18 protein-coding genes are annotated in these 16,192 nt (G+C 62.8%); 9 read left to right on the top strand and 9 right to left on the bottom strand.

Annotated features, from left to right (window positions below):
* Nucleotides 1-11: 11 nt before the first annotated feature.
* On the bottom strand, nt 12-677 hold the full coding sequence (locus AC1MCD_RS10170; protein WP_498671606.1) for a peptide deformylase: 666 nt from the start codon (nt 675-677) through the stop codon (nt 12-14).
* A gap of 60 nt (nt 678-737) precedes the next feature.
* Between AC1MCD_RS10170 and AC1MCD_RS10175 the strand changes: the two genes are divergently transcribed.
* Nucleotides 738-1,157, top strand: a complete 420-nt coding sequence (locus tag AC1MCD_RS10175; RefSeq protein ID WP_498671608.1) for a nuclear transport factor 2 family protein — start codon at nt 738-740, stop codon at nt 1,155-1,157.
* A 23-nt stretch (nt 1,158-1,180) separates the two neighbouring features.
* Here the strand turns inward: AC1MCD_RS10175 and AC1MCD_RS10180 are convergent, their stop codons facing one another.
* From AC1MCD_RS10180 to AC1MCD_RS10195, 4 genes are all read right to left on the bottom strand, one after another.
* Nucleotides 1,181-2,323: an FAD-dependent oxidoreductase gene (locus tag AC1MCD_RS10180; RefSeq protein WP_498671610.1), complete on the bottom strand. Its 1,143-nt coding sequence runs from the start codon at nt 2,321-2,323 to the stop codon at nt 1,181-1,183.
* Nucleotides 2,316-3,011: a class I SAM-dependent methyltransferase gene (locus AC1MCD_RS10185; protein WP_498678280.1), complete on the bottom strand. Its 696-nt coding sequence runs from the start codon at nt 3,009-3,011 to the stop codon at nt 2,316-2,318. The genes AC1MCD_RS10180 and AC1MCD_RS10185 overlap by 8 nt, the downstream gene beginning before the upstream one ends.
* A 13-nt stretch (nt 3,012-3,024) precedes the next feature.
* Complete coding sequence (locus AC1MCD_RS10190; protein WP_498671612.1) at nt 3,025-4,242, bottom strand: type III polyketide synthase; 1,218 nt, start codon at nt 4,240-4,242, stop codon at nt 3,025-3,027.
* A 224-nt stretch (nt 4,243-4,466) separates the two neighbouring features.
* The gene (locus AC1MCD_RS10195; protein WP_498671614.1) at nt 4,467-5,585 is read right to left on the bottom strand and encodes an aminotransferase class V-fold PLP-dependent enzyme; all 1,119 of its coding nucleotides are present in this window, start codon (nt 5,583-5,585) and stop codon (nt 4,467-4,469) included.
* A 330-nt stretch (nt 5,586-5,915) separates the two neighbouring features.
* On the opposite strand from AC1MCD_RS10195, the gene AC1MCD_RS10200 reads away from it, so the two are divergent.
* From AC1MCD_RS10200 to AC1MCD_RS10210, 3 genes are all read left to right on the top strand, one after another.
* Entirely contained in the window at nt 5,916-6,131 is a 216-nt protein-coding gene (locus AC1MCD_RS10200) for a hypothetical protein (protein WP_498671617.1), read from the top strand.
* A gap of 38 nt (nt 6,132-6,169) precedes the next feature.
* Complete coding sequence (locus tag AC1MCD_RS10205) at nt 6,170-6,568, top strand: DUF3054 domain-containing protein (protein WP_498671619.1); 399 nt, start codon at nt 6,170-6,172, stop codon at nt 6,566-6,568.
* Nucleotides 6,569-6,688: 120 nt separating this feature from the next.
* Nucleotides 6,689-6,970 (top strand): Lrp/AsnC family transcriptional regulator, encoded by a 282-nt coding sequence (locus AC1MCD_RS10210; RefSeq protein ID WP_190988362.1) that lies wholly within the window; start codon nt 6,689-6,691, stop codon nt 6,968-6,970.
* 69 nt (nt 6,971-7,039) lie between these two features.
* On the opposite strand, the gene trpD is transcribed toward AC1MCD_RS10210, so the two are convergent.
* Nucleotides 7,040-8,098, bottom strand: a complete 1,059-nt coding sequence (gene trpD / locus AC1MCD_RS10215) for an anthranilate phosphoribosyltransferase (RefSeq protein ID WP_498671621.1) — start codon at nt 8,096-8,098, stop codon at nt 7,040-7,042.
* A gap of 111 nt (nt 8,099-8,209) precedes the next feature.
* On the opposite strand from trpD, the gene ctaE reads away from it, so the two are divergent.
* The 4 genes from ctaE (at nt 8,210) to qcrB (ending at nt 12,589) form a co-directional block, all read left to right on the top strand.
* Nucleotides 8,210-8,884 carry an aa3-type cytochrome oxidase subunit III gene (gene ctaE / locus AC1MCD_RS10220; protein ID WP_498671623.1) on the top strand — a complete coding sequence of 225 codons (675 nt, stop codon included), beginning with the start codon at nt 8,210-8,212 and terminating at the stop codon, nt 8,882-8,884.
* 87 nt (nt 8,885-8,971) lie between these two features.
* The gene (qcrC, locus tag AC1MCD_RS10225; RefSeq protein ID WP_498671625.1) at nt 8,972-9,760 is read left to right on the top strand and encodes a cytochrome bc1 complex diheme cytochrome c subunit; all 789 of its coding nucleotides are present in this window, start codon (nt 8,972-8,974) and stop codon (nt 9,758-9,760) included.
* A gap of 98 nt (nt 9,761-9,858) precedes the next feature.
* The gene (qcrA, locus tag AC1MCD_RS10230) at nt 9,859-10,935 is read left to right on the top strand and encodes a cytochrome bc1 complex Rieske iron-sulfur subunit (protein ID WP_498671630.1); all 1,077 of its coding nucleotides are present in this window, start codon (nt 9,859-9,861) and stop codon (nt 10,933-10,935) included.
* A complete protein-coding gene (qcrB, locus tag AC1MCD_RS10235; protein WP_498671632.1) occupies nt 10,913-12,589 on the top strand; it encodes a cytochrome bc1 complex cytochrome b subunit in 1,677 nt (558 codons plus the stop codon). Before qcrA ends, qcrB begins: the two co-directional genes overlap by 23 nt.
* A gap of 61 nt (nt 12,590-12,650) precedes the next feature.
* Here the strand turns inward: qcrB and AC1MCD_RS10240 are convergent, their stop codons facing one another.
* Entirely contained in the window at nt 12,651-13,442 is a 792-nt protein-coding gene (locus tag AC1MCD_RS10240; protein WP_498671634.1) for a GntR family transcriptional regulator, read from the bottom strand.
* Between the two features lie 169 nt (nt 13,443-13,611).
* On the opposite strand from AC1MCD_RS10240, the gene AC1MCD_RS10245 reads away from it, so the two are divergent.
* Nucleotides 13,612-13,905: an HPr family phosphocarrier protein gene (locus AC1MCD_RS10245; protein WP_498671636.1), complete on the top strand. Its 294-nt coding sequence runs from the start codon at nt 13,612-13,614 to the stop codon at nt 13,903-13,905.
* Nucleotides 13,906-14,059: 154 nt separating this feature from the next.
* Here AC1MCD_RS10245 and AC1MCD_RS10250 read toward each other — a convergent pair whose 3' ends face one another.
* Both AC1MCD_RS10250 and ctaD read right to left on the bottom strand, forming a co-directional pair.
* Complete coding sequence (locus AC1MCD_RS10250; protein ID WP_498671638.1) at nt 14,060-14,461, bottom strand: cytochrome c oxidase subunit 4; 402 nt, start codon at nt 14,459-14,461, stop codon at nt 14,060-14,062.
* A complete protein-coding gene (gene ctaD / locus AC1MCD_RS10255; RefSeq protein ID WP_498671641.1) occupies nt 14,458-16,185 on the bottom strand; it encodes an aa3-type cytochrome oxidase subunit I in 1,728 nt (575 codons plus the stop codon). Before ctaD ends, AC1MCD_RS10250 begins: the two co-directional genes overlap by 4 nt.
* Nucleotides 16,186-16,192: the final 7 nt, after the last annotated feature.

A 16,192-nucleotide genomic window follows, 5' to 3' on the forward strand; every position in this document is an offset into this window, starting at 1 on the left:
ACGGCCAACCCTCAGGGATGCCCGGGCAGGAATCCCAAGGCGGCGCGGGCCTTGCCAATGCCCGGCTCAGCCCAGTTCGCCGCATACTCGGCATTGCTGCTCAAGGACCTCAGCTCGGCACGGTCCACGTAGAGGGTGCCCTGCACATGATCGGTTTCGTGTTGGACGATCCGGGCCTGCCAGCCCTCGAACGCCTGCTCCGTGCCCCGGCCTTCAGGGGTTTCATACTGGAGCAGCACCCGCTCGTGGCGCACCACCACAGCCTGCAGTCCGCTGACCGAGAGGCACCCCTCAAAGAAGGCCGCCGTTTCGGTGCCCAAGGGCGCATAACGCGGGTTGAGGACGGCCAGGAAGTCCAGCGGCGTGCGGTGCCGCATTGCCGCCGCCTCCGGGTCGACGTCGAACTGGTCCTCAAGGACCGCCAGCTGGAGCGGAATCCCAATCTGGGGAGCAGCAAGTCCTACGCCCGGCGCCTCATGCATGACATTGCGCATGAGTACTATCAGCTGGTTGAGCTCGGTGTCGCTGATCTGGCCCTCGACGGCGGCGGCATGCTGGCGAAGCACGGGATGCCCGGCCTGCACGATGGGCGGCAAGGCACCTGCGGCAAGGATCCCCTGGACCCGCTCTCGGAGCTGCGCAGGCGTAAACGGAGTGAGCGGCGATACGGCAATCATGGGGAAAGCCTAACCGGCAGCAGACCTGCGGCAGCGGGCGGGTCGGCTAGTGTCGATGCCATGGCAGACCTGAACCCGTCGGAACCCGAAGCACTGGAACGCGTCCTGGACTTTGTCCGGACCCTCGAGGCCGGAGGCGGCGGCGACGCCATCAAGCCCTTCCTCGCGGCGGACTTTCGGCTGTGCGAGGCGCCGCATCTGCTCGCTCCCGAAGGGTCCGCCCGTACTCGGGAACAGGTGCTTGCGGGCGCCGACCAAAGCGGCGAGGTGGTAGCCAACCAGAAGTTCGAGATCCGGCGCACCACCTGCGAGGGTGGCCGTGTTGTCCTGGAGGCGGATTGGTCGGCGACCGTCCTGATGGACCTGAAATACTGGGACGCCGGCGAGACGATTCAGGCCCGGACGTCGTCAGTTTTTGAGGTCCGCGAGGGCCTGATCGTCACACAGGACAGTTACGACTGCTACTTCCTGAATTCCTGAGCCAAAGCCGTGCTGCGCGGGGGTCACTGCATGGTGAAGCGCCGGGCCACCAGCCTGTTCGCGGGCGGAAGTCCGGCCACCGTGCCGAACGCCAGATTGCGTAGGCCCAGAAGGGGCAGCGCCACCGGGCGGCCCAAGGACATGTTCACCCCCGCTTGCCAGCGCGCGCGGCGTTCGGCTTTCCGGCGCCGCGAGGCATAGTCATGGAGGTCATTGCCGACGGGCCTGCCCGCTAAGGCTGCACAGATAATCGGCGCCAACTCTGCGGCGTCGAGCCAGCCGAGGTTCATGCCCTGCCCGCCAATGGGACTGATTTCGTGTGCTGCGTCGCCGACGAGCACGGCCCGCCCCGCGACGACGCTGCACGCCACCGACGACCGCGGGCTGAAGGCGCTCAGCATGGTGTTCGTCGCCGGATCAGGCCGGACCCCGGTGCGGCGGTGAACCAGCCGGGACAGTCCGCCGGCGTCCAGGTTGGAGGCAGGCCTGTTCGTGCGGACCACCCACCGGCGGAGCCCACCGGGAAGGGGGAAGGATTCCACGATCCCTTCGGCTTCCAGGTAGAGGACGGCCTGCTCCTCGTGATCACCATCCGCCGCGAAATCACCCATGACGTAGTGGTCTGGATACGCTTTTGTGCTCACCGCGACGTTCAGCAGGCTGCGCACCGATGACCGGGCCCCATCCGCGGCAACAAGAAGTGGTGCGCTCAGCTGCCTACCGGCACCACCATCGTCCGGTGCCGCAACCGCAACGGTGACCAGACCGCCGTCGTCCGTTACTTCCGTAACCCGGGCTCCCCGGATCAGGGCGGTGCCGTCCAGGTCCTGAACGCGCTGTTCAAGTATGGATTCCGTCGTGAATTGGGGGAGGGACAGCACAAATGGAAAGCGGTCCGACACGGTGGCGAACGACATCGAGCCGACGGTACTGCCCCGGCTCAGCGCAGTTCCGCTGCGGATCGGCACGCCGGCATCCACCATGGCGCCGGCCACGCCCACCTTGTCCAGGGCCTCGAGGGCAGGCGGGTGGATGCCGATGGCGCGGGAATGCTGTTCACGCTGGAGACGCTGTTCCAGGACCCGGACCTTCACCCCTCCCTGGAGAAGCAAGGCAGCGAGGTACAGCCCCACCGGCCCGCCGCCCACGATCACCACGTCAGTCATAGGGCTGGTCCCCCGGACGATGGACGAGGACCTGGTGGAAGGGGCGGTGGGGCTGGACGCGCCAGCCCGGGGGAGCGGCGGCAGTAAGTTCAGCCGGTGTGTAGCTGCGCCGGATGGAGACCAGGCCGTCGGAGCGGATAAAGGACCCGCGGAAAGGCAGTGCCGCGAGTGAAAACAGGCCGTAGGCTGCGATGCTTCGGCGCAGGTCATTATGGAGGCAAATCCGCCGTGCCAACGCCTGCGAGTCTGTAAGGAACTGTGCCACCTCCGGCGGCTGCAGGTGATGGATGACATGGTTGGAAATCACGACGTCGAACAGGCGCCCCTCGCGGACCAGTTCGCCGCTGCCTGCCTGCAGGAACCTGACGTTCGAGTTGTGGGGGCGGCTGGCTGCAAAGCTGTGGGCTCTGCTGTCCGGGTCGATGCCGGTGACGTCGAGCTTCAGTTTGTCCTGTTGGGACCACTGCGCGAGCAGCCTTGCCAGGTCACCTCCGCCGCTGCCGATGTCTAGGACGGTGGTGACGGTGTTTGCGGAAAGCAGGGGCCGCAGTTCCCGGACGTAAAGCAGCCGCCAGCCGGAAAAGAGGCGGTTGACCAGCCCGAACTGCCGGTATGTCCGGTCCAGTTTTACGGGATCGCAGTCGGGCGCATCCATCAGTTCGACAACATCCGCCGCCCGGCGCTGCATCAGCACCACCGGATCAGGCCCGTGAGGCTGCCGCCGCCCGGTCCTCGATCCGTACCTCGCGGCGTACGTTGCTTGGCTCGGCCGCGGATTTAGGCCCGCCGGCTTGGCGGAGTTTGGTGAAGAGCCCGGTTTCCACAGTGAGACCCGGACCGAACGCCATGGAGCAGATACGTTCATCGCCGTCCATCGGCGGCTGCTCCAGGATGTGCTTAAGAACGAACAACACGGTGGCGCTGCTCATGTTGCCAAACCTCCGCAGCGTCTCCCGTGCGGGGACCAGCTGCTCGTGGGTGAGTTCGAGGCGCGACTGGACCTTGTCCAGGATGCTCCGGCCGCCGGGATGAATGGCCCAGTGGCGGATATCGCGGTAGGGGAGGCCAAGCAGCGACTGGTCGCGGGACAGGAGCGGTTCGAGCGCACCAATGATGTGGTCATCGATAATGTGCGGCACGTAATTGCCCAGGACCATCTCGAAGCCGTGGTCACCGATGTTCCACGCCATGGACTCTTCACCCACCGGAGTCAGGACTGTCTCGAAGTGGTCCAGCTGGAGGAGTGCCGGTGCATCCGGAGGGTTCCGGGCGGTGACGATGGCCGCGGCCGCGCCGTCGGCAAACAGTGCGGAACCCATGATGGTGTCCGGATCGTTGGACGTCCGCACGTGCAGGGAGCAGAGCTCAGCGCAAACCACCAGCACCACGGCGTGCGGATCCGCCTCGCAGAACGATTTGGCGGCCCGCAGCGCCGGGAAGGCAGCGTAACAGCCCATAAATCCGAGGTGATACCGCTGGACAGCAGGGTCCAGGCCCAGCGCCCGGACAATCTTGTAGTCGGGACCAGGGTTGAAGAATCCTGTGCAGGAAACGGTAATGACATGAGTTATGTCAAGTAATGTGAGATCCGGGCAGGCGTCGAGGGCAGCATGCGCAGACTCGATGAAGAGCTTCGTAACCTGCTCGGCGAAGATCTCATTGCGCACCTTGGTGGACGGATTCAGTAGAAGGCCCGTGGCCGGATCAAAGAATTGCGGATCGTCCGAACGGAAGGCCATGGTCATTTCTTCGACCGCAGTGTGCCGGGTGTCGATGGCCGCCGAATCGAAGCACGTGCTCACCAGGCGCGAGCCCAGCCGGGTCAGGCCAGGCTGAGCTGCGAAGACGTCCCGAGCTTCGGCCTGGATCAGCACAGTCGGCGGGACAGCAGTTTCCAGTGAGCGCAAGTAGACCGTCATTGGTTCATTCTTGGCGAGCATCAGGGATATGACAATGGCCTGGCCTGCAGAAGTACGGTTCGGTGCGGGCCGCAACTGTTTGCGGAACGGTCACGAATTGCCCGCTTCAGCAGATGGTAAATAACGCCGATAATCTACATTATGTAAAGTAAACCTTTTCCGGTCCTGCCCCATCCGGCACCCACCGCACTTCCAAGCACCGGCTGCCCTGAAGGTTTCGACACCTAAGAACGGCCGATCAGCTCGGCCACTCGATCGATTTCTTCCTCCAAGTTATAGAAATGTACGGACAGGCGGATGTTTCCGGCACGGACGGCGGCACGTACGTTGGCCTGGTGAAAGCGAGCCAGGATTGCTTCGGTATCGCCGACCTGTACGGACACGATGGTTGAGCGGTTCTCGTCCGGGAAGCGATGGAAGGACAAGCCTTGCGCCGAGGGCGCGTCCTGCAGGCGCAGCGTCAGTTGCGAATTGCGGTCCAGCAGCCTGTCAGTGCCGAACCGGCTAAAGATGCTAAGTGCAGCCTTCTCGGCCATGGCAGGAAACCACGCCAGCGAGGTATCGAGCTTCGAGGCAGTAGGTGACAAGTCCATGGCTGGACCATAAAAGCTCTCTGCCGGCTTTCGGGCTGCCTTCCACCCGGGGCCAATCGGCTGGATTCGGTGCAGCAGGCCGGGATTGACATAGAGGTAGCCCATTCCCCTGGAGCCAAGCAGGAATTTGTGGCTCGCCGAGGCAAGGAAATCGACTCCGTCGCGCACAACGTTCAACGGAACGGCCCCGGCTGCCTGGCAGGCATCGACGAACAGCCAGGCTCCGGAGTTTGCCGCTACGTTGCTGATGGCACTCAGGTCGGTGCGATATCCATTTGCCGAATGAACTGCACTCACAGCGAGAAGGCGCGTACCGCCGTCGGCCGCTTGACTGAACTCCTCGGCCGACATTCCCCCTCCCCCGGGCGCCACCGTGCGCACTTCGTAGCCACGCTCCCGGAGCATGAGCCACGGGTAGTAGTTGGAGGTGAACTCGTTCGCGGCCACCACCACATTCTCTCCACGCTTCGCTGGAGGCAGATTGGCCGCCACTATCCCGGCTGCCGCGCTCACCGCCGGAACGATGGCAATCTCCCCGGCTGCAGCACCGATTATCGCTGCGAAGGAGGCCCGGGCGTCCTCCCCCGCCCGTTCCGCCTCGGTCCAGTCAAAGCGGCCCGAAGCCCAAAGCCCAACGGCCCGTTCATAGGCTTCACGTGCCGGCGTGGAGCCGACGTTCACGCTTGCCGTGTTGAAATAGATGGTGTCCTGGAGCCCGGGGAAAAGCTGGCGGATTTCAGCAGCTTCCATCAAAACCACTCCTTATGTGGAACGGAATCAAATCATCCTATTCCGACGGTTCAGGCGCGGCCAGACGCCTTGGCGTGGGTAGGAAAAGCGGCATCGCGACCTTGCCGGCGCCCCGCCAAATAACGTCTGAAAACCATTGTCGGAACAAGTAGTCTGCGCGGAAAAGTCGGGTACATCCTACGGATGCTGAGAGGACGCCGGAACCTTAGTGTCGTTGCATGGCGGCACGCTGGGATGTCTGCTACCCACGCATCACTGGGCAGGTCAGTGTCGATCTTTCCGTTAGATGGAGACAGCGGCATTGTTCGGTTCCTGGCTTTAGGACGTCATATGCTGCAGACCCTCAACCCCCAATCCCGGGAGCAAGCACTACAAGACGCCCCGGGCAGGCCTGTGATCATGCTCAGGCCGGCTCCCGTCAGGGTGCGTTCAATTATCGGAAACGCCATCGCCTATACGGTCACGCATGTGTTGGTTGAGTGGGACACGGAGGAAGAGCACCACGTCCGGTGGGAGGCCAACTGGCTGGTACGCCGGGTGCAGTAGTACCTGCGCGGGCGGCCAACCGCGCTAGGCTCGAAGCTATGAGTTCCCCCACCCGGCAGCAATCCGTCCGCGGCAGCGCGCCCGCCATAGCGGCCGCCGCGCTGGCCGACGCCGTCCTGATCCTCGTTTTCGCCGCGATTGGGAGGGACGCGCACCAGCGTTCTGACGTCATCATCGGGGTCTTCCTCACGGCTTGGCCATTCCTCGCCGGCGCCGCCCTCGCCTGGCTCGCGGCCAGGGCCTGGCGGCGCCCCCTGTCACTCCCCACGGGCGTGGCAGTCTGGCTCGGAGCGGTTGCGGGCGGCATGATCCTGCGTGCAGTAACGGGCCAGACAGTGGTACTGGCGTTCGTCATTGTGGCGCTCCTCAGCCTGGGGTTGTTCCTGGTGGGCTACCGTGCACTCCTGGCGCTCGTGCGCAGGCTACGGAAGTCCTGACGCCGCACAGGGCACGCGCCGCCACCAGGCCTCACCGGTGCGGCCATGTAATAGGCTGGCAAGACCACAGAGATTTGCCGGGGCACCGCTACGGCCTACAGATCCGGAAGGATTGAACCAGTGATCACCGCATTCGTTCTGATCAAGACCGACGCCGCACGCATCCCGGAAACCGCCGAGGAGATTTCTGCGATCCAGGGAATCAGCGAGGTCTATTCCGTGACGGGAGAGTGGGATCTGATCGCCGTCGCCCGCGTGGCCCGCCACGAGGATCTTGCCGATGTCATTGCCGACAAACTCTCGAAGGTTCCGGCGGTGGTGCACACCAGCACCCACATCGCCTTCCGCGCATACTCCCAGCACGACCTCGACGCCGCGTTTGCGCTGGGTTTCGAGCAGTAGCACGTCGCTGAACGAAAAATGGCGGGCCCGGCAAATCAGCCGGGCCCGCCATTCTTGGTTGAGAAGCCGCTAAGGCCGGGTGAGTGCGACCCACTTGTCCAGGACAGTGGCGGCGGCACCCGAGTCGATCGATTCTGCAGCACGGCCCAACGCTGAACGCATGCGGTCCAGGAACGGACCATCCGCCGTGGCATCGAATGCCACCAGTCCGGCCGCCGCATTGACCAGCACGGCGTCCCGTGCCGCTCCGGCCTTTCCGGCCAGGACATCACGCACGACGGCGGCGTTCGCTTTGGCGTCTCCGCCGCGGAGTTCTTGCACAGTCGCCGGACGGATGCCGAGATCGGCTGGTGAAAAGGTCAACTCCGTGACGGCGCCATCACGGATCTCCCAGACCGTGGATGGCCCCGTTGTGGTCAGTTCGTCCAGCCCGTCGTCGCCCCGGAAAACAAGGCCGCGGCTCCCCCGCCGGGCCAGGACACCGGCAACAAGCGGAGCCATCCTGGCATTGGCAACGCCCACAGCGGATGCCTGCACCTGGGCGGGATTGGTCAGCGGCCCCAGAAAATTGAAGGCAGTGGGGATTGCCAGTTCCCGGCGCGGTACTGCGGTATGGCGGAAGGAGGGGTGGAAGACCTGCGCGAAACAGAACGTTATGCCGGCCTCCCCCGCATTGCGTGCCACGTGATCCACCGGGAGGTCCAGCCTGACGCCCAGAGCCTCCAGGACGTCGGCGGAGCCGGAGGATGACGAAGCTGCACGGTTGCCGTGCTTGACAACCTTTGCCCCTGCGCCGGCTGCCACCAGGGCTGCCATGGTGGAGATGTTGACGGTGTTGAGCTGGTCGCCGCCAGTGCCCACAATGTCCAGCTTTTCCCCGGGGATGCTGATGGGCGTGGCGTGGCGCAGCATCGCCTCCACCAGGCCTGAAATTTCATCAACGGTTTCACCCTTGGCGCTGAGGGCAACAAGGAATCCGGCTATCTGGGATGGCGTCGCCTCACCGGACATAATCCTGTCCATGGCCCACGCGGTGTTGTCCGCTGTGAGGTCGGTGCCGGTGATGAGCGCTGAGATGAGCCGGGGCCAGGTGTTGCTGTCCGCCGGCGCGGTTGCCTGAGAAGTCACCTCCTGATGCTATCGAGCCGCCTAAGCCCTGACCAATGTGAACCTCTCCGGGAACTTTTCAGGGCGATTTCGCGTCTTTGTAGAAAAAGTCCCCCGAAAAGGCGGTTCGCGTTGGGAAGTACGGACTTTTATAGACATAATGTCTATGTGACATCTGCGACCCATGCCCCCAGTACCCCGGCGCACCCGACGCTGAACCGCCCCAACATGGTTTCTGTAGGAACCGTTGTTTGGCTTGCCAGCGAGTTGATGTTCTTCGCCGGTCTCTTTGCCATGTACTTCACACTGCGCTCCACAAGCGGACAGCTGTGGGCCGAAGAGACAGCCAAGCTCAACTTTCCCTTTGCGCTCGTTAACACCATCGTCCTCGTGGCCAGTTCCTTTACTTGCCAGATGGGCGTCTTCGCCGCCGAACGGCTGCAGCCCCGCAAAACGGGTGGAACTTTCCAGTTCGCCCGGTGGGGCATGAACGAATGGTTCACCCTGACCTTCATCATGGGCGCAATCTTCGTCGCAGGCCAGAGCACCGAATACGCCATGCTTGTGTCAGAGCACGTCTCGCTCTCATCCAACGCGTATGGCTCGGCTTTCTACATCACCACGGGCTTCCACGGCCTCCACGTTATCGGCGGGCTCGTAGCCTTCCTCTTCATTATCGGACGCTCGTTCGCGGCCAAGAAGTTCGGCCACTTTGAGGCGACGTCCGCAATTGTCACGTCCTACTACTGGCACTTTGTGGATGTTGTCTGGATCGGACTCTTCCTTGTCATCTACGTACTGAAGTAGTCAAGCTTTGATTCCTTTTCTACAAGAGGCAGAATTTCAAGAAGCGGCTCACGGAGCCGGCGCAGGATCGAATAAAGGAACCACCACGTGAAGGCTCTCTCGCAAAAGCGGCGTCACCCACTCGCAGTAATAGCGCTGCTACTGATGGGACTACTCGTCACTGGGGGGCTCTACGCCGTTGCCACCACCGTCAACGAGGCGAAGGCTTCCACCACCAGCTACAGCGCAAGTGACACCGCCGAGGGCCAAAAGCTTTTCGAGGCGAACTGCGCCACCTGCCACGGCATGGGCGCCAGCGGCACCCAGGCCGGCCCCTCGCTGGTCGGTGTCGGAGCAGCAGCTGTCGATTTCCAGGTCGGTACCGGCCGCATGCCGATGCAGATGAACGGACCCCAGGCCTACAAGAAGCCTGCCCAGTTCAACGACACCCAGACCCACCAGCTTTCAGGTTATGTTGCTTCCCTGGGTGCCGGCCCGGCAATTCCTGAGGAACACCTGTTAGATGAAAAGGGTGACGCTGCCGCAGGTGGTGAGCTCTTCCGCGTGAACTGCGCCATGTGCCACAACGCAGCTGCTGCCGGCGGCGCCCTGACCCGGGGCAAGTTCGCCCCGGCCCTCGCGGACGTTTCCGGCAAGCACATCTACGAAGCGATGGTCTCCGGCCCGCAGAACATGCCCGTCTTCAGTGACGCGAACGTGACGCCCGAAGGCAAGCGCGACATCATCACCTTCCTCAAGCAGATCGAATCCAACGGCTCCCCGGGCGGCGCCGATCTGGGCTCCCTTGGCCCGGTCGCCGAAGGCCTCTTCGTCTGGATCGCAGGACTCGGCGTCATCATCGCCTTTACGATCTGGCTGACGTCCCGATCGTCCTAGGACGATCGGGATCCCTAAAACTTCTGCTGCCCAGTCAGCAGTTTGACATTGAAAACTAACCCGGCAGACGCCGGGACGAGAGAAGGATGAGGCGAATTATGGGCAACCATAGTGACGGCAGTCCGAACCACTCGGGCACCGTAGCTACGGCTGGTCAGAATGAGGTGGAGAAATTCCAGGATCCTGGACTTCCCCCGCATCGTTTGCGCCTGGCTGACACGGACCCGAAGGCCGCCAAACGGGCAGAACGGCAGGTCGCAATACTTTTCGGCCTCTCCGTTGTTGGCACCCTGATCTTCCTGGTGGCGTACTTCGCCATCGATTTGGGCGCTGGGTCGGGGGCTGGCATTGCCACGATCCGCCTGCAGAACGCCCTCCTGGGTCTTGGCACGGCTTTCGCCATGCTCGGCATAGGCACTGGCATCGTGCATTGGGCCAAGGCCCTCATGCCGGACCACGAAGTCTCCGAGGAACGCCACGCGATCCGCACCGAAGAGGACCGCCAGGCCGCTGTGCGCATCGTGGACGACATCGTGGAGGAGACGGGCATCAAGCGCCGGCCGCTCATCCGCAACACCCTGCTCGGCGCCGTTGCCCTGGCACCTCTGCCCGCCATCGCGGTTTTTGGTGACCTTGGTCCCCGCCCGGACAACAAGCTGGCGCACACCATGTGGGCTCCCCAGGAAGGCAAGCTCAAGCGCCTCACCCGGGACCCCGACGGTACGCCCATCAAGGCCGCCGATGTCACCCTGGGATCAGCCTTCCACGTCATTCCGGAAGGCCTGAACGAACTGCACGAGGGCAAGCTCAACGAAAAGGCCAAGGCTGTTGTGCTCCTCATGCGTCTTGATCCTGCGTCCCTGAAGCCTTCGGCAGGACGCGAGGACTGGAGCTACAACGGTATCGTTGCCTACTCCAAGATCTGCACCCACGTCGGTTGCCCTGTTGCCCTTTATGAGCAGCAGACGCACCACCTGCTGTGCCCGTGCCACCAGTCCACCTTCGACCTCACGCAAGAGTGCAAGGTGATCTTTGGCCCGGCCAGCCGGCCCCTCCCCCAACTGCCCATCGCGGTCGACAACGAGGGCTACCTGGTCGCGACAAGCGACTTCAAAGAACCTGTAGGACCGAGTTACTGGGAGCGTGATGAGCATGAGCGCAGCGTCAACAGCTGAAGCCCCCGCCTTCGTAGCCAAGACCAAGACCGGACGCATCACTGATTTCGTTGACGCCCGCGTCGGCGGTTCCGGTATCCTCCGCGAGTTTGGGCGGAAGGTTTTCCCCGACCACTGGTCGTTTATGTTCGGTGAAGTGGCGCTCTACTCGTTCGTCATTTTGCTGCTGTCAGGCACCTTCCTGACCTTCTGGTTCGATCCTTCCATGGCTGAGACCCACTACACGGGTTCCTACGTGCCATTGAAGAACGTGGAAATGTCGGTTGCTTACAGCTCCTCGCTGAACATCTCCTTCGACATCCGCGGCGGGCTCTTCATGCGCCAGGTGCACCACTGGTCCGCGCTGCTGTTTGTGGCTTCCATTGCCGTGCACATGCTGCGTGTCTTCTTCACTGGAGCATTCCGCAAACCGCGAGAAATGAACTGGGTTGTTGGCAGCGTCCTCCTGATCCTCGCCATGGCGGCCGGCTTCACCGGTTACTCGCTTCCGGATGACCTGCTCTCCGGCAACGGCCTGCGCATCATCGACGGCGTCATCAAGGCCATTCCCGTGGTGGGCACGTACATCTCGTTCTTCCTCTTTGGCGGCGAGTTCCCTGGCACTGCAGTTATCGGTCGCCTGTACATGCTCCACATTCTGCTTGTGCCCGCACTGATCCTTCTGATGATCGTGCTCCACCTCTTTATGGTGGTTGTGCACAAGCACACCCAGTACCCCGGCCCGGGACGCAACGACGGCAACGTCGTCGGCTACCCGCTGGGTCCGGTTTACGCGGCAAAGGCCGGCGGCTTCTTCTTCATCGTCTTCGGCGTCATCGCCCTGATGGCGGCCTTCTTCACGATCAACCCGATCTGGAACTACGGACCGTACGATCCCTCCCCCGTCTCCGCCGGTACCCAGCCTGACTGGTACATCGGTTTTGTTGACGGCGCCCTGCGCCTGATGCCGGGCGTTATTGGGGACTTCCACTTCGAGTACGTCATCTTCGGATACACGCTCACGCTGAACGTCCTCCTCCCGGCCCTGGTGCCCGCAGGCATCCTGTTCACCGTGATGTTCATGTACCCGTGGATTGAAAGGTGGATCACCAAGGACGACCGCGAACACCACGTGCTGGACCGTCCGCGGAACGCCCCCACCCGCACAGCCATCGGCGTAGCAGGTTTCGTCTGGTACTGCGTCATGTGGGCTGCCGCCGGGTCGGACCTCATCGCCACCCACTTCCACGTCTCGCTGAACGACGTTACGTACTGGCTCCGGGCGCTGTTCTTCGTCGGCCCGATCATTGCCTACATCGTCACCAAGCGTGTAGCACTGGCTCTCCAGCGCAAGGACCGCGAAATCGCGCTCCACGGCCGTGAGACCGGCCGTATCGTGCGCCTTCCGCACGGTGAATTCATCGAGGTCCATGCACCCCTTGATGAGTACAAGCGCTACAAGCTGGTGGGCTTCGAATCGCCGACTCCCCTGCCTGCAGTTCCTAACGAACACGGCATCGTGACAAGCAAGGAAAAGCGTCGGGCATTCCTGTCCAAGTGGTTCTTCGAGGACCGCGTTGCACCTGCCACCCCCGCAGAGCTGGAAGCCGCACACGGGCACCACGCTCACCCGGCAGTGGAAGCGGCAGAGGAAAGCAAGACCCTCAGCCGCTAGTCAGCCAGGCACTAAAGGGGAAAGGCCCCGGTCCATTGGACCGGGGCCTTTCCCCTTGCCGTCAGTGGCTGCGGTACCCGGAGGAATGACTTCGGGCGGTACGGGCTCCCGGCCGCTGGAGCGGGACCCAGAGTTTGTAGCGGTCCGCCCTATAATAGGAAACCGAATAATCCACCATGGCACGCGCCACAAACGCGTGCCGCTGGATCTTAAGAAGCGGCGTGCCGACGTCGACATTGAGCAGGCGGGCCGTGGAAGGGGACGAAGCCGTCGCCTCGATCATGTCCTCCCCCCACTCCATGACCAGACCAAACTGCTCACTCAGGACGTTGTACAGGGAAGTGGGAGGCTCGCTGTCGAGCAACCCCGGGACGCGCTGGGCGGGGATGAAGTTCTCATCCACACTCATGGGCTCGCCGTCAGCCAGCAACAGCCGCCGGAAGCGTACAAGGGGCGTCCCCTCTTCCACCTGAAGTTCCCGGGCGAGGAAGGCACTCGCACCGATCTGCTCGAAGCTGAGGACTTTCGCCGCTGGAACCATGCCACGGCGCTGCATCTCCTCGCTGTACGAGGTCAGCTTGACCTGCAGATCGAGTTTTGGCTTGCGGACGAAAGTGCCGAGGCCAACTACCCGCTCGATCACCTCTTCACCGACAAGGGCGTCGATGGCCTGCCGGACTGTCATGCGCGCGAGGCCGAACCGCAGGGCAAGATCGCGCTCTGACGGTAACGCAGATCCTGGCGGACAGGATTCACTGATGTAAGCCCGCAGGATTTCCCGGAGCTGGATGTAGATGGCTGCCCCGCTGTTTCGGTCTATCTCGCCCCGAATGCCCTCAGCTTTAGTGGCCACGGCGTGTCATTCCTGCTTCGCTCTTCACCCTCCAATCTTAAGCCAACGTTTGGGAGGTCTAGACCAGCCACAGGAAGTGGGTGCGTTAGTGAGTGTGACGGGAGGGCGCTATATTGGATTGGAAATTTCAGCAGGTGGCGGATGGGGCCGCCAGGACAGAGGAGACGCTTTGCCAGTTCACAAGGCCGTGGTTTCGGCTGCGATCGGATTGCATGCCCGTCCAGCGGCGGAATTCGTCCGGGCCGTCACAGCCACAGGCCTTCCCGTTACCATCCGGAAAGCGGGAATCGAGGGCGTCGATGCCAGATCGCTGCTCGAAGTGATGACCGCTGATTTTCCGTTCGGATGCGAGGTTGAGCTTTCGGTCCCTGAAAACCCCCTCAACGGCGCCACCGCGGGCGAAGAGGTGGAAGATGCCCTCCGGCTGCTGGTGTCGCTGATTGAGTCGCAGGGGGCTGCCTAGGCCGCTGCGCGGCCTGGCTTGGCGCCACGCCGGTCAGCTGGAAAGGCGCCGCGATGTCCGCCCGCGGCAAAGCAAAAGACGCTGGGCCCCACCCGAAGGTGGGGCCCAGCGTCTTTGTCTTATGCGACGTGTACCGAGACCGGATCAGCAGATCCTAGTGGGCGTGGTCGCCACGGCTGTATTCGAAGACCCAGCCCACGAGTGCAACCACGGCAAGGCCGGCAGCGATGAACATGACCCACCATCCGACTGCCAGGCCGAGGAAGCCGCCAGCGCATGCAAGGCCCAGTACCAGCGGCCACCAGCTCCAAGGGCTAAAGTGCCCCTGTTCGCCGGCGCCCTCGTGGACCTCGGCGTCGCTTCGGTCTTCAGGGCGAAGGCCAACGCGGCGGCCGGTAAAGCCCAGGTAGGCACCGATCATGCCTGCCAGGCCCGCGATGAGCAAGACGCCGAGCAGGCCAACCGGCTCCATCCAGTTCGTCAGGAAACCGTAAACCAAGGCGACCGGAACGAAGAAGAAAACGCCGCCTCCAAAAATCCACGACTCGATTTTCACTTGGCTGTGTCCTTCTGGTCGGCGTTACCGAGCACAGCTGCTGCGGGAGCAGGCGACTCGACGGTGTGTACCTGGGAGAGCTCCGGGTGGTGCAGGTCCAGGGCGGGACGCTCCGACCGGATGCGCGGCAGGGACGTGAAGTTGTGGCGCGGCGGCGGGCACGAGGTGGCCCACTCCAGCGAAGCGCCGAAGCCCCACGGGTCATCCACCTCAACCTTTTCGTTGCTGCGCCACGTGATGTAGACGTTCCAGAAGAACGGGATCAGCGAGGCGCCCAGTACGAACGACGCGATGGTGGAGAACTGATTCATCCAGGTGAAGTTGTCCTCCACCAGGTAGTCAGCGTAGCGGCGCGGCATGCCCTCTACGCCCAGCCAGTGCTGGATGAGGAACGTTCCGTGGAAGCCCAGGAACAGCAGCCAGAAGTGAATCTTGCCCAGGCGCTCGTTGAGCATCTTGCCCGTCCACTTCGGCCACCAGAAGTAGAACCCGGCGAACATCGCGAACACCACGGTGCCGAAGACCACGTAGTGGAAGTGAGCAACCACGAAGTAGGAATCCGAGACGTGGAAGTCCAGTGGCGGTGAGGCCAGGATAATGCCGGTCAGGCCACCGAAGAGGAATGTGACCAGGAAGCCGATACTCCACAGCATGGGGGTTTCGAAGGTCAACGACCCCCGCCACATGGTGCCGATCCAGTTGAAGAACTTCACACCGGTAGGCACGGCAATCAGCATGGTCATGAAGGCGAAGAACGGCAGCAGCACTGAACCGGTGACGTACATGTGGTGTGCCCACACGGTCACGGACAGGGCGGCGATGGCGATGGTTGCGTAGACCAGGCCCTTGTAGCCGAAGATCGGTTTGCGGCTAAAGACCGGGAAGATCTCCGACACAATCCCGAAGAACGGCAGCGCGATGATGTACACCTCGGGGTGCCCGAAGAACCAGAACAGGTGCTGCCAAAGAACCGCGCCACCGTTCTCAGGGTCAAAGATATGCGCACCAAACCTGCGATCCGCACCCAGCGCGAACAGAGCCGCCGCCAGCGGCGGGAAGGCCATGAGGACCAGGATGGACGTGATCAGTGCGTTCCAGGTGAAGATCGGCATCCGCCACATGGTCATGCCCGGAGCGCGCATGCAGATGATGGTGGTGATGAAGTTGACCGCACCCAGGATGGTTCCGAAGCCGGACAGTGCCAGGCCGAAGACCCACAGGTCACCACCGATGCCGGGGCTGAAGGTGGTGTTGGACAACGGGGCGTAGGCGAACCAGCCGAAGGAAGCAGCACCCTGCGGGGTGATGAAGCCGGAGACGGCAATGGTGGAGCCGAAGAGGAAGAACCAGAACGCCAGTGCATTCAACCGTGGGAACGCAACGTCCGGGGCGCCGATCTGCAGGGGCATGATGACGTTCGTGAAGCCGGCGAACAGCGGCGTTGCGAACATCAGCAGCATGACAGTGCCGTGCATGGTGAACAACTGGTTGTACTGCTCTTTGGTCTGCAGGATCTGCATGCCCGGTTCGAACAGCTCAGCCCGGATCAGGAGCGCCATGACGCCGCCCAGGCAGAAGAACACAAAGGACGCGATCAAGTACATGTACCCGATGGTCTTGTGGTCTGTGGAGGTGATCCAGTTGACGACGATGCGTCCCTTGGATTTCGGAACTACGGGAGCCTCAAGGGTCCCCACAGGTGCGGATTGGGTGTAAGTAGCCACGTCGCTC

The organism is Arthrobacter sp. BF1, assembly GCF_056680215.1.